This is a genomic window from Paenibacillus psychroresistens (assembly GCF_009728935.1).
Taxonomy (GTDB): domain Bacteria; phylum Bacillota; class Bacilli; order Paenibacillales; family NBRC-103111; genus Paenibacillus_AC; species Paenibacillus_AC psychroresistens.
Map to the genome: position 1 here is coordinate 2,777,233 of NZ_CP034235.1, position 13,387 is coordinate 2,790,619.

The following is a 13,387-nucleotide window of genomic DNA, read 5'->3' on the forward strand; positions in this document are numbered from 1 at the left end:
TAGCATATAATGATATGTAATTTTTTGGAGTAAATATTATTGACATATTATTATAAAACTAATATAATAAGTTTTGTGAGGTAGCGGTGTAAGCGCTAACAGATTTTATTTTTTCTTCATGAAGGGAGTCGGCTATGAGTGGAATTAAGAAGGTTATTTGGGGCATTGCCCCTCTAACATAGATTATCTTTATCATAAATAGGGAGGAATAAAGATGAAAAAATGGCTTTCAATTTCAACAGCACTTATTATGTTACTTGTTATTATGGCGGGGTGCAGCTCTAAGGATGCGACTGAAACTCCAGCAGCTGCATCAGCACCAGCAGCAACAGCTGGGGCAACAGCGGCAGCAACAGAAGCTCCGGCAGTAACAGCCGAGCCTGCAGCAGCACCGATTGAGATAACCTATTGGGGTGATTGGGGTGGGGAAGGCCAGAAGCAATTTGAAACCATGACCGAGGCATTTAATAAATCACAATCCAAAATTCATGTGACTTATGTGCTCCAAGAAGATATGGTTACTAAGTTCTTAACTGCAGCTTCTTCAGGTGGTTCGCCTGATATTATGTTCTGGGACAGATGGCGGACTTCGTTATACGCTTCGAAGAATGTGATTCATCCAATTGACGAATATATGAAGAAAGATAACATTAATGCAGCGGATTTTTATGATGAAGCGCTTAAAGAAATGACAGCAGGCGGCAAGCTTTACGGATTGCCATTGACAGTGGATGCGCGTGCGTTATTCTATAATAAGAAGATGTTTGCGGATAAAGGCATTACGCCGCCAACAAACTGGCCTGAACTACAAGAAGCAGCTAAGAAGCTAACGGTTTGGGACGGGAAGAAGCTAGTTGTTTCAGGACTTTCCATGCAGGATACAGGCTTGTTCAATATGTGGCTGCAGCAAGCAGGCGGGACAATGCTAACAGATGATTTGACTAAAACTAACTTCAACAATGAAAAAGGCAAGCAAGTTTTGGATTTCTGGGATCAGTTAATTAATAAAGATAAAGTTTATAAAGTTGGTTTTGAAAGCGGTTTAGGCGAAGGTACAGATGCTTTTGCAACTGGTAAAGTAGCTATGCTATACACAGGACCTTGGAACATTTCAACTTATAAAAAATTCGGCAAAGATTTGGATTTCGGGATAGTTCCAGCTCCAGCAGGACCAAATGGTGATAAAGGCAGCGTTATGGGTGGGTTCTCACTTGTTATCCCAGAGGGCTCGAAGAATAAAGAAGCTGCTTGGGAATTTGAGAAATGGTGGCTTGCACAGCCTGAGAATGCATTGTTATATGCAAAAACAAGTATGAACCTGCCTGGTAATAAAAATGCGATTCAAGATCCGTTCTTTAAGGATGATCCATTCTGGAAGCCAATCTTAGATTCATTGGAATTTGCCAAGATTCGTCCACAGCATCCTGGTTATTCTGTAATGGAAGGTGACGGTTTACAAGCAAATCTCGATTTATTCTTACAAGGCAAACAAGATGCAGCGACTACCTTGAAGAAAGCACAAGAACAAGGCGATAAGCTTCTGGAACAGAACGCGGCAGGAAAATAATAGTGTTGAAAGCTAGGAAGGGGGAGCAATCCCCCTTTTGCTTTCTGAAAGGAGGTTCTATGTCATCGAGAAACCGAATAGGTACGCATCAGGCGAGAATGGGCTATTTGTTTATTACTCCGACATTGTTTCTATTTATTGTATTCACCATTATTCCAGTGATTATGGCACTTTATCTCAGCTTTACTAATTATGATGTAGTCAGTCGCAATGATTGGGTGGGATTGGCCAACTACAAGCGAATTATAGATGATGCTATTTTATTGATTTCATTCAAAAATATTCTGTATTATGCGGTTTTATTCATTCCGTTAAATGTGATTTGTTCATTAGGTCTAGCCTTGTTGTTCTATCGCAGTCGGTTGGGCTTTAAGCTGTTTCGGACAGCAGGCTATATGCCAACACTTACCTCGGGAGTTGCTGCGGCAACGGTATGGATCTTCTTATTGAACCCGGAGTATGGATTTATTAATGAAATGCTAGCTAAGATTGGAATTGTAGGTCCATCATGGCTTGCCCAAATGCCCTATGCCATGTTCTCGATTGTGTTCGTTACCTTGTGGCAAAGCATCGGTGCCAATATGGTTATCTACCTGGCGGGACTTAATGGCGTGCCGGATCATCTGTATGAATCCGCTAACTTGGACGGAGCCAATAGCTGGCAATCCTTTCGTTATATTACATGGCCCTCATTGCGGCCAACGACCTTTTTTGTAAGTACGATGTCGATTATTGGTGCGCTGCAATTGTTTGATCAGGCCTATATTCTCACAAAAGGCGGACCGGCGAATTCAACTAAAACCGTGGTTTATCACATTTATCAGCAAGGGATGGGTCAGCTGCAAATGGGCTACGCCGACGCTATGGCTTTCGTGCTTGCTTTTGTTATCCTGACAATCTCATTGATCAACATGCGTTTAAATAAAGAAGAATCTATGGTTTAGGAAGTGAGTCACATGAAACCAAAGCATTGGAGAGAGGCCTTTCTCTACTTAATTAGCATAGTTGTAGCCCTTATTATGCTAATGCCTTTTATATGGAGTTTAGTTACTTCTCTGCGACCGGATGAAGAAATTATTAAGCTGCCGATTCAATGGATTCCTTCGCGAATTACCTTTGAGCATTATAAACAGGCATTTGAGCTTGTGCCATTTGCGTTATATTTCAAAAACTCGTTTTATCTTGCTGCGATGGGCACATTATTCAATCTAGTTTTCGCCTCTTTAAGCGGTTACGCGCTTGCTAAGCTGTATTTTCCGGCTAGAGATCTCATTTTTAAAATACTTTTGTCTGCTATGATGATTCCTTCTGTAGTTACCTTGATCCCTACTTTTTTCGTGCTCAAGCATATGCCGTTTCTAGGCGGCAATGATATTCTTGGTGCAGGTGGCGATGGTCTTCTAAACACTTTTTGGGCTATTATTCTGCCGGGTGCTTCGGGATCCTTTGCTGTATTCATGATGCGACAATTTTTCTTTGCTTTACCAAATGATCTTCAAGAGGTCTCACGAATTGAAGGAGCCGGGGAGTTTCGGATCTTCTGGAATATCTACGTTCCTTTAACCAAACCGGCATTAGCGACATTGGGAATCTTCACCTTTCAAGCGGGCTGGAACAGCTTCTTGGGGCCGCTGATTTACCTGAACGATCCGAAAATGAAAACCATTCAGCAGGGCTTAGCTGCTTTTTCCTACAATAAACATGTTGATTTCGGACCCTTAATGGCAGGCGCGCTAGTTTCTATTTTACCGATTCTGATCTTGTTTTTGCTGCTGCAGCGTTATTTTGTACAAGGGATTGCTTTTACAGGTACTAAGGGGTAATTCTAGGGTGGTGAAGGATTATGAGGCGTAAAAGTCTCATGTTGAGGACATTTTTTGCAATTATTATCATCATTATAGTGCTGGGAGTCGAGAAAATGCTGAATCAAGAAAATGAGACAATTAAGCCACAAACGAATATACCGCAGGATTTATGGGAGCAACGAGCAAATTTAGCGCAGGAAGGCTTGATCACACAATTTTGGAATCAAAAACGCAATATGTTTGACAACCTAAGTCCTTGTTATGATTTATGCAATGAGCGATTTCATTATTGGTGGCAAGCGCATGCTGTTGAGACGTTGGTTGATGCGCTGGTTAGAACAGGCGATGTGCAATACAGCCAATATTTAGCTGATTTCTATCAAGGTATTGTTGAACATAATGGTGGAGTGCTGCCGAATGAACTTTATGATGATATGGAATGGATGGCAATAGGATGGCTTCGCGCTTATCAAGCAACAAAGCTCGATACCTATAAGCAAGCTGCGCTTACACTTTGGGAAGACATTAAAGGCGGTTGGAACGATAACCAAGGTGGCGGAATTGCTTGGCAGAAATCACAGCTTGATTATAAGAATACACCTGCGAACGCACCAGCAGTCATTCTTGCGGCACGTTTATTCGCGGAATTCGGGAATGCCGATGATTTGACATGGGCTAAGAAGATATATGATTGGCAGCGGGAGCATTTAGTTGATCCAGATAGCGGATTTGTATGGGATGGCATGAACCGTTTGGGCGATGGGCAAATCGATTATACATGGGAATTTACTTATTGCCAAGGTGTGTATATCGGTGCTGGAGTTGAGCTTTATCGCATTACTGGAGACAAAGCTTATCTTAACGATGCATCTCGTACTTTGCACGCTGCTAAGCTTAGGTTGGCGAACCCGGTGACAGGTATTTTACCGGTCGAAGGTGCAGGCGATGGCGGATTATTCAAAGGAATCATGATTCGTTATGTCGGAGAGCTTGTACTGGAAGACCCTACACAATCAGAGGCGCTAGATTTACTGAAAACCAATGCGGCAAGCTTATGGGATTCAGGGCGTGATGCAAAACGACAGATATTCAGTGATACCTGGACTTCAGTACCGGATCCCGCCGTAGAGCTAAGCGTAAATTTAAGTGGTGTTATTCTTGTTGAGCAGATGGCTCGGCTAGAAAAAAGCGGATTGCTGTAATTTAGGAGGGGGCAGTTAAATATGCCCCTTATTAGCTTAAACTACATTGAAATTTAATCATTTTGTAAGCGTTTACATAATAAATACTTAAGGAGGTGATAGGTAAATAAGTGGAAAGAAGCTTCGAACTTTAAATCGCGAGCTTATTTGTTAAAAAAACTATTTTAGGAGATGAAATGATGAGATTATCAAAAAAATTAACTGGATTGTGTTTAAGCTTGATTATGGTTAGTATGCTGCTAGTTAGCTTCCCTTTTACCGCGAATAAAGCTAATGCTTTTACAACAGCGAACGCAGATACGGCAATGAGTGCTTTTGTCAGCACATTTTATGATTCCTCTGCCAAATATTTTTACACAAACAGTGATCATGCCATTCACGCTGAGCATGCTCATGGACCGAATGCGGGACTGTATACAGATTTCTGGTGGGAGGCTCAGCTCTGGGAAACAGTAATGGATGCTTATCAACGGACGGGCAGTGCTACTTATCGCACCATGATTGATGATATTTATACGGGTTTTAATCTTAAATATACGAATATGACAGATAATCAATTTAATGATGATTTGGGCTGGTGGGCGCTCGCTTGTTTAAGAGCTTATGAGATTACTGGCACTGTGGAATACCTGAATCGAGGGTCATTTCTCTTCGATACTGTTTATGCCAGTTGGAGTACAACGAACTATGGTGGTGGGATTTGGTGGAGAAGGGATGCGACCAACCCGGCATCTTCAACCAATGCTCAGAAAAATATGGCAACTAACGCACCGATGATCATGGCAGCAATTAAATTGAAAAATGCATACAGCAATAGTGCATATTTAACCAAGGCGCAGCAGATTTATACCTGGACTAAGAGTACTTTGGTCAATGGCAGCAAGGTCAATGATCATATCGAAGGCACAGGAACAGGTCTGGTTAAGGATTGGGATTTTACTTACAATTACGGTACATTTCTTGGAGCGGCTTTGGCGCTTTACCAAGACACAAGCACAGCTTCTTATCTAACGGACGCCAATAGTGCTGCCAACTATGTCATTGATAAGATGACATCAGCAACATCCTTGTTATATGAGGGAGAAAACGATGCGCCAGGCTTTAAAATGATTTTTGCGCGAAATTTAAATCAGCTTAGAGTTCAAGCGAGTCAATCGCAATATTTAAGCTTTTTGCAGTCAAACGCGACACAGGCATGGAATCATCGCAGAACCACAGATAACATTATCGGCAATGACTGGTTGAAACCAACGGGTACCACCTACGTGCAAAGTTTGGCTGCAGCTGCCGGTGTTTCAATTCTACAGTTTGTCCCAGCAGATGCCTATACAGGTAATATTGCTGGTAACGGTGTATATGAAGCTGAGAATGCTAGACGCACGTTAGTGAGCAGCCTTGGTATGGTCAACGAGAGCACGAATACAGGCTATAATGGTCGTGGTTATGTCGCGGGTTGGAATACGAACGCTACCTCAATAGATTTCTATGTGAATCAAAATTCAGCAAGCACTAAAACAGTTACTTTCCGCTATTCGGCCGCAGCTGGAAATGCTTCCCGTTATGTTAAAGTAAACGGCGTATTTGTAGCGAATAATTTATCCTTCACTGGGACAGCAAACTGGACTACTTGGAATACAGTGACAGTTTCTGTTCCCTTGAATGCAGGATCAAACACGATTCAGCTTGGCTTTGACAGTTCAAAAAGTAATTCAAATTATCTAAATGTAGATCGGCTTTCTGGTTTATAATTACCCTAAGAACTTTGAAATGATTCAGGAGGGTAATATGTCAGAATTGCAAAATGTAGGCTGCGGCATTTATACGATGGTTCTTGTTCAGGATGGAGATAAGGTTTTGCTTCTCAATCGTCCCGATAAACTCGGGTTTCCGGGTTATCTTGGGCCAGGTGGCAAGGTGGACATTCCTGAAAGTATTACGGAAGGAGCCGTCCGTGAGTTATGGGAAGAAACGGGGCTGCGGATAAAACCAGAGAATTTGATCTATAAAGGACTTGACGGATACGTTGTGCCTAATACGAATTATCGATATATGGTTTTTAACTACTTGGTCCAAATTTATGAAGGCGAGTTGCTGCAAAATCCTCCAGAAGGTGAGTTGGTGTGGGTTAATATTAATGAAGCCTTGGATTTGCCGATGCAGCCGTGGTTCGTTCGAAGATTTCCGCTTTTTTTCAAGGAGGGTACTTTCGAAATAACAGCAATTCGGGATGAAGAGGGAAACAAAGTCATGGATGATAAAGTAGTGAAGCTACAAGGTTAATCCGTTTAATGAATGGAATATGGTATAGTAAGAGTTAAAAAAGGGTGAAGCACAATGACTAATCAAGCTTTAATAAACCGACTTACTGAACTGGTGGGCATATGGACCGCAAATACTTTAGCACTTGCTCCTAAATATATTTTAAATGGAGAACTTGATCAGGAATTAGCCACCTTGAAGAAGCAGGTTCAACAGCAGCTAGAGGCAGGCCAAATTTCTCAGAAGCAATCACAAGCTGCATTGGGTTTAATTGCAGGTCTTTATCTATGGAATGGAAATCTAGACAATTCGCATACAATTGCGCAGGATTTGGAGAACAAGACAGGGAGTTATCTGCATGGCATTCTACATCGGATGGAGCCCGATTACTCTAATGCGAAATATTGGTTCCACATGGCTGGTGGCCATCCAGAGTTTGAACAGCTGAGGGAAGAAACGCTTAAACTACTAGAGGATTCCACTTCTGGCAATGAGGCTCTTAGCCAGAGGTTCTTACTTAATAAAGGCTGGAATCCAGGCTTGCTGACAGACTTAGTGGAAGAAGCTTTAAGGAAAGGCGCAGTTGCTGAAGAAGTTACACTGTTGGAAAGAATTCAGGCATTAGAATTACGCCTTTTATTGGCAGGAGTATTACTAGTAATCTAGCTTTCAAAAAGGTTATAAAAAGACAAGAGAAGACAAAAGATAACTATATATTGGGTTAAATTGTATAGTGTATAATAAATGTGGTGCGTGTATAAGGCTAAAAAAAGACCACTAAATTAGTGGTCTTTATCGAAAGAATAACACTATACTCTATTATTCGGGGATTCTATTATTAAGGTATATATTGCTGTACAATTTTAGTGATTTCCCCTCCATTTATAGTAACAACAAATGGATAGTCTTTGAGGGATGGATTGTTGGAGTCATGAAACAAGGATAATAATTTACCTGTAGAAATTTGTTCGTTCCATATTATTTCTTGGTCCCTAATACTACCTGAATGATTAAAATATTGCATAAATACTTTAGAGTCTTGCTTGACCTCATAGGTACGGAGTTTTTTGTTGTCATTTATAATATAGTATCCATCAGGGGCACCGGTTAAACCCGAATCCTTTTCACGCTCATTAAATATGATATCAGCGGCGGCTCCTTCATACCATAGTATATAATCTACCGTGATATAGGTTTTCCCATTCTTTTGAAATATGCTGTCTATATAAAGTGGATGGTTATCTGCGTTTATTGGTATGGGATGATAGCTGTTTTCCTTAGCATTTGCGGTTGGACTGTTAAACTGGGCATTAAAAATCACTATTAATAGGGTTAAGATTGCAATAATTTTTTTCATCTGTCATCGATCTCCTTTTAGGTAATTAAAAAAGTAATTTTACCCAAGTTGTTAGTATTATTGTAAGCGAAAATCTTTACCTCATTTTGAGCTTTACGATGCCGTCGTGCACCATATTAACATATGACCAGCACCGTCAGGTCTAATGTATGTAGAGATGGTTCTCTATTAACGTTAGCTGATATGGCATTACGATCGGATTTTGCTCGTTCATTTGCCTGCTTAGTTCATATTGTAAATTATTAATCCGTTTCACGCTCCTTCATCTCCGCCAGAAATAACTGATCTGATAAACTACTAAGTTCTTATCTAGTTAACGATGCATTAAATAGCTTTAGATACATGGATGTCGATTCCAGCAGGTGCAATAGGCGGGAGTCTTGCAGAGCTGGTTTCTATTTCGTAAATGTATTATAAACCGAATATCATCTATATAAATAATAAGTATATTCAACAGAAGATATAGACTACATCTATGTACGGTTTATTTGTTGATTTTGTTGCAGACCAATTTATGGATTTGTTCTCCGGAGCCAGCAAAGTATTGGACACGAAACGAATCCTCGCAGTTGTAACCATGAATGTTTTATTTACATAGAACCATTAAAGGGATAAAATGGAATAACTGATTAGGTTTTATATTCGACCCCTAAGGAGTTTTATCCATTATGCAACGATATCGATTTATTTGTATTACAATGCTTATCCTTCTAATTGCAGGTTTAAGCCCGTTTTCATTATCTGCAAAAGCAGCTGAAGCTGATTCTTCTAGCAAAATTAATGAAATTTTGCAAATGATCCATACCAATCATTTAAGTGATGCTAGTGAGGAAGATTTAATAGAAGCAGCGATCCAAGGGATGGTAGATTCACTCGACGATCCCTATACCGAATATTTTAGTAAAGATGAGCTAGCCGATTATCTAAAAGCTGTTGAAGGTGGATATTTAGGCATAGGAATTACAATGGCTCATGACGAGAACGGCGTGTATATTGCAGATGTCGCTAAAGCTTCTCCAGCCTCACAGATAGGTCTATTAAAAGGCGATTATATTCAAAGGATCAACGAAAAAAAGCTGACTTTTAATAACTCGGATATAGTCTTCGAGGAAGCTTTGAGTGGGAGTGTCGAAGGAAGTAAGATTACATTGAGCATTAAAAGAGGGAATGAAATCAAGAGTTTTACGATCCCACTTAAGACTATGGATATCCCGACAGTTACGGCTAAAATGCTTCCAGAGGGTGTAGGTTACTTAGCTTTATCCGGCTTTACTGCTGATGCAGACAAAGCATTTACTGCAGCATTAAATGAACTAAAGAGTCAAAGGATGAAATCGTTAATCATTGACTTGCGTTATAACGGCGGTGGTTATATTGAGACTGCTAAAGCAATCGCTGCACATTTTATAAAGGATCAATTATTAATGACAATCCGCAATAAGGATGGTTTAGAAAAACCGATCATGGTGAGTGGTGGAACCAAAGCAGATTATCCGATTGTTATTCTGGTAAATGAATATTCCGCAAGCGCTTCAGAGGTCTTTGCAGGAGCGATGCAGGATTATAAGCTAGCAGAAATTGTAGGGGTGAATACCTATGGGAAAGGTGTTACCCAGAATATTATGCCTGTTTACAATGGAGGAGCGTTGAAAATCACTACAGAGGAATACTTCACTCCGAAAGATAATCCTGTCAATCATATAGGGATTAAACCGGATCATGAAGTAAAAGGTGATGTGGCACAAATGATCAAAGCCTATTATGCTGCAGGAGCTAAAAAAGTCCAGCTTAAATTGACTAAAACTGACTATACACTTAATCAAATTCAATTTGCTGGTTATGGTGTAGAAGCTTACATAGAAAAAAACAAGGACATTTTCGTGCCTACTCGACTTATCATGGCGATTGCAGATGGAGTCGTTGGTTGGGACAATGAATCCAAGCTAATGGTCCTTACGAATGGAAAAGTTACAACCATGTTAGCCACCAACTCTGTGAATATATTAATGCGGGATGGAATAAGCTATGTCAGCGCCTCCTATATCCATAGCAAGTTCCCGGAAATAAGCTGGACATTTATCAATAAAACAGTCATTTTGGAAGCTTCACATTGATTCTTTGGAATCTATGTTTGCTATATAATTTTGATAGGAGAGATTGAGAAATGAAAAAAAGATTGTTGATTGCTTTAACCGTTGTCATGGCATTAAGCTTTTCAAGCACACAGGTATTTGCAAAAGTGGAGGCTGCTGTACAACCAACGAAGGTTTTTGTAGATGGGGATCCTATTGCTTTTACAGTCGATCCTTTGAATGAAAAGGGAACCACATTAGTTCAGTTTAAACCGGTTTTTGAAAAGCTAGGCTTGACAATAGTTTGGGATCAGGCTGCTCAAACGGTAACAGGGACTACATATAATTTAGCTGTTCAGCTTACGATTGGCAGTAAAACCGTGTTAGTGAATGGTGAGAAAAAGCAGCTTGCTGTTGCACCTAAGATCGTTAACAGTGTGACGATGATTCCACTACGATTTGTGGGCGAAGCTTCTGGCAGAGATGTTAGCTGGGATGGTCGGACAAAGACCGTTTTTATTGCTTCTACTAACGATCAAATTTTACATGTGATTGCCCAAAACCTCAGTTATGCTCAAAGCGAAGATGTAGAAGGATATGTGTCTACATTGGATCCAGCTACTCCAGGTATCGAACAAATGGCATTACAATTGGCGCAGATCAATGCAGCCTACGATCTTAACTACGTACTAGATAACGTTGAAATTCTTAGTGTGAAACAAGATAAAGCAGCTGTAAAATTAACGCAAACGACTACAAAAGTATCAGGTCCTGAATTTGGAAATAATAAAACGGATACAAATACGAGTCTAAATAAAGTAAATGGAGAATGGAAACTGGCAACTACTAAGATTCTAAAGATAGACTATTTGAACCAGGATTTACTTAAAGAAAGCAAGATTACTTTATCAGAAGATGACCAGAAGCAAGTTATAGCTGTATTGGAGAAAAATCGACTTTCTGGAGAAAAAGAAGATTTGGAAGCTCTGAAATCAACTTTCGATGCAGCTTATCCAGATTTGGATGCGAGAATGGGACAGTTGACACAACTGTTTGCAGCGTATGATTTTAAAACAGCCGTTTCCGATTATAAATTTATTGGAAATACGGTGGACGAAGTCAAAGTTTATTCGATTGGTACTCTTACGAAAGTTAAAGGACCTGAATTTGCTGATTATAAAGGTGAAAGCATTGACACGCTTAAGAAAAATAAAGCGGGTGAGTGGAAAATTATTAAGTCAGATACGATATCTGTTGAATATATTCAATAATATCAAGCTAAATCAAATTACAAATCATTCCTTAAAGATACGAAATATGGGGACTTAATTAGGAGCGGACAATATTCCGCTTCTTTTTTTGCATGCTTTTGTGTTATAATAATTTGTTATGACGTAAATATCTACGGAATTAGCCATATATCGATGTGAAATAAGGGAGATAAAATGACATTTAACGACTTAAATATTATACCGGAAATTCTAAAAGCATTAAGCAAAGAAAACTATACTACACCCACACCTATACAAGAACAAGCTATACCTGCTGTGTTAGCTGGCCGAGATTTGCTTGGCTGTGCTCAAACAGGAACGGGAAAGACGGCAGCATTCGCTGTGCCAATTATTCAGTTATTAATGGAACAGCCTAGGAAGCCAAATATACAAGGTCGTGTTCGGTCATTGATATTAACACCAACAAGAGAGCTCGCATTACAGATTGATGAAAACATTCGTGCGTACAGCCAATTCACTGATTTGAGATGTTCGGCTATTGTCGGCGGCGTTTCACAAAAAGCACAAGAGCGGGCACTCAATAAAGGCGCGGATATTATTATCGCAACTCCAGGCCGACTTATCGACTTAATTGGTCAAAAGCGAATTGATTTACAATACGTCTCTATCTTAGTTCTAGATGAAGCTGACAGAATGCTCGATATGGGCTTCATCAACGATGTGAAGAAAATCATCACTAAAATGCCTAGCAAACGACAAACTTTATTCTTCTCGGCCACAATGCCGCCAGAAATCTCCAAAATGGTTAAGACACTGCTTGTTAACCCTGTAAAGGTTGAAATTACCCCGGTATCTTCAACGGTGGATAGGATTCAACAATCTCTTTACTTAGTCGATAAGGCAAATAAGCAAAATCAATTGAATCATCTTTTACAGGATAAATCGATTGTATCTGCATTGGTATTTACACGTACCAAGCATGGCGCTGATCGTGTTACTAAAGAGTTAGCTAAAGTGAAAATTTCTGCCCAAGCTATTCATGGCAATAAATCTCAATCAGCCCGTCAAAATGCATTAAGTAATTTCAAGAGTGGCGTAACAAGGGTGTTGGTAGCTACTGATATCGCTGCTCGAGGGATTGATATCGATGAGCTTTCCCATGTGATTAACTTTAATCTTCCCAATATCCCAGAAACCTATGTTCATCGTATTGGTCGGACAGGCAGAGCGGGATTAAGCGGGGTTGCAATCTCCTTTTGCGAGCTTGAAGAAATTCCATTTCTTAAGGATATCGAGAAATTGATTGGAAAGAATATTCCTGAAGTTACCGACCATCTGTATCCGCTGCTAGGTGCAGTTCCTGCAAGGCTAGAAGTAAAGCAGGCAGCAGCCGTAATTAAACCAGTTAAACCGAAAGCTAACCCAGCTCGCAAACCTAAGGCCGAATGGTTTAGTAAAAGTAGAACGAGTAAGTAAGAGTAGATGATCTATTATTTTAAATTCTAAGAAAGTATAAGTATTCACTATTATACGGATCTTAGAATTCCGGACAAACGCACCCGTCCTGATAGGACGGCGTAGCCGTTTATCCTTATTTGATACGTCTAATTTCAGCAATATCAGCTTCATGTGAAATCGAGCGAATGGATAACCGCTCTAAGATCTTTTGTTGATCTTGCTGCAATTGCATAATCGTTTTTTGATTGTCCAACAATAAAGAAACATCTGTTTTTAATAAAGATATATCTGTTTGTAATTCCTCGACTTTTGAATTAGTTGTTCCGACTATTTGAATTAGTGTAGAAATCATTTCTTCGCTGCGATCCGAGCGTTTATCCATACTTTCAAGCTTACTTAGAATTAAATCATTACTCTTGTCACTCATCTTTTTAT

Annotated in this window: 12 protein-coding genes; 10 read left to right on the forward strand and 2 right to left on the reverse strand. The window is 39.9% G+C overall.

Annotated elements, in window-relative coordinates:
• The first annotated feature begins 214 nt into the window (after window positions 1-214).
• From EHS13_RS12425 to EHS13_RS12455, 7 genes are all read left to right on the forward strand, one after another.
• On the forward strand, window positions 215-1,567 hold the full coding sequence (locus EHS13_RS12425; protein ID WP_155700655.1) for an ABC transporter substrate-binding protein: 1,353 nt from the start codon (window positions 215-217) through the stop codon (window positions 1,565-1,567).
• A 59-nt stretch (window positions 1,568-1,626) separates the two neighbouring features.
• The gene (locus EHS13_RS12430) at window positions 1,627-2,511 is read left to right on the forward strand and encodes a carbohydrate ABC transporter permease (protein WP_155700656.1); all 885 of its coding nucleotides are present in this window, start codon (window positions 1,627-1,629) and stop codon (window positions 2,509-2,511) included.
• Window positions 2,512-2,514: 3 nt separating this feature from the next.
• Window positions 2,515-3,390, forward strand: a complete 876-nt coding sequence (locus EHS13_RS12435; protein ID WP_227013912.1) for a carbohydrate ABC transporter permease — start codon at window positions 2,515-2,517, stop codon at window positions 3,388-3,390.
• A gap of 95 nt (window positions 3,391-3,485) precedes the next feature.
• On the forward strand, window positions 3,486-4,574 hold the full coding sequence (locus EHS13_RS12440) for a glycoside hydrolase family 76 protein (RefSeq protein WP_155700658.1): 1,089 nt from the start codon (window positions 3,486-3,488) through the stop codon (window positions 4,572-4,574).
• A 176-nt stretch (window positions 4,575-4,750) separates the two neighbouring features.
• Window positions 4,751-6,322, forward strand: coding sequence for a glycoside hydrolase family 76 protein (locus EHS13_RS12445; protein WP_155700659.1), 1,572 nt, complete (start codon window positions 4,751-4,753; stop codon window positions 6,320-6,322).
• Window positions 6,323-6,359: 37 nt separating this feature from the next.
• A complete protein-coding gene (locus EHS13_RS12450; RefSeq protein WP_155700660.1) occupies window positions 6,360-6,854 on the forward strand; it encodes an NUDIX domain-containing protein in 495 nt (164 codons plus the stop codon).
• A gap of 54 nt (window positions 6,855-6,908) precedes the next feature.
• Window positions 6,909-7,499 carry a hypothetical protein gene (locus EHS13_RS12455; RefSeq protein ID WP_155700661.1) on the forward strand — a complete coding sequence of 197 codons (591 nt, stop codon included), beginning with the start codon at window positions 6,909-6,911 and terminating at the stop codon, window positions 7,497-7,499.
• Between the two features lie 172 nt (window positions 7,500-7,671).
• On the opposite strand, the gene EHS13_RS12460 is transcribed toward EHS13_RS12455, so the two are convergent.
• Complete coding sequence (locus EHS13_RS12460; protein ID WP_155700662.1) at window positions 7,672-8,190, reverse strand: hypothetical protein; 519 nt, start codon at window positions 8,188-8,190, stop codon at window positions 7,672-7,674.
• A 668-nt stretch (window positions 8,191-8,858) separates the two neighbouring features.
• Here EHS13_RS12460 and EHS13_RS12465 point away from each other — a divergent pair.
• The 3 genes from EHS13_RS12465 to EHS13_RS12475 all read left to right on the forward strand — a co-directional run bounded on the left by EHS13_RS12465 (window position 8,859) and on the right by EHS13_RS12475 (window position 12,970).
• On the forward strand, window positions 8,859-10,304 hold the full coding sequence (locus EHS13_RS12465; RefSeq protein ID WP_155700663.1) for a S41 family peptidase: 1,446 nt from the start codon (window positions 8,859-8,861) through the stop codon (window positions 10,302-10,304).
• 50 nt (window positions 10,305-10,354) lie between these two features.
• Window positions 10,355-11,533: a stalk domain-containing protein gene (locus EHS13_RS12470; protein ID WP_155700664.1), complete on the forward strand. Its 1,179-nt coding sequence runs from the start codon at window positions 10,355-10,357 to the stop codon at window positions 11,531-11,533.
• 174 nt (window positions 11,534-11,707) lie between these two features.
• Window positions 11,708-12,970, forward strand: coding sequence for a DEAD/DEAH box helicase (locus tag EHS13_RS12475; protein ID WP_155700665.1), 1,263 nt, complete (start codon window positions 11,708-11,710; stop codon window positions 12,968-12,970).
• Between the two features lie 115 nt (window positions 12,971-13,085).
• On the opposite strand, the gene EHS13_RS12480 is transcribed toward EHS13_RS12475, so the two are convergent.
• A complete protein-coding gene (locus EHS13_RS12480) occupies window positions 13,086-13,379 on the reverse strand; it encodes a hypothetical protein (protein ID WP_155700666.1) in 294 nt (97 codons plus the stop codon).
• Window positions 13,380-13,387: the final 8 nt, after the last annotated feature.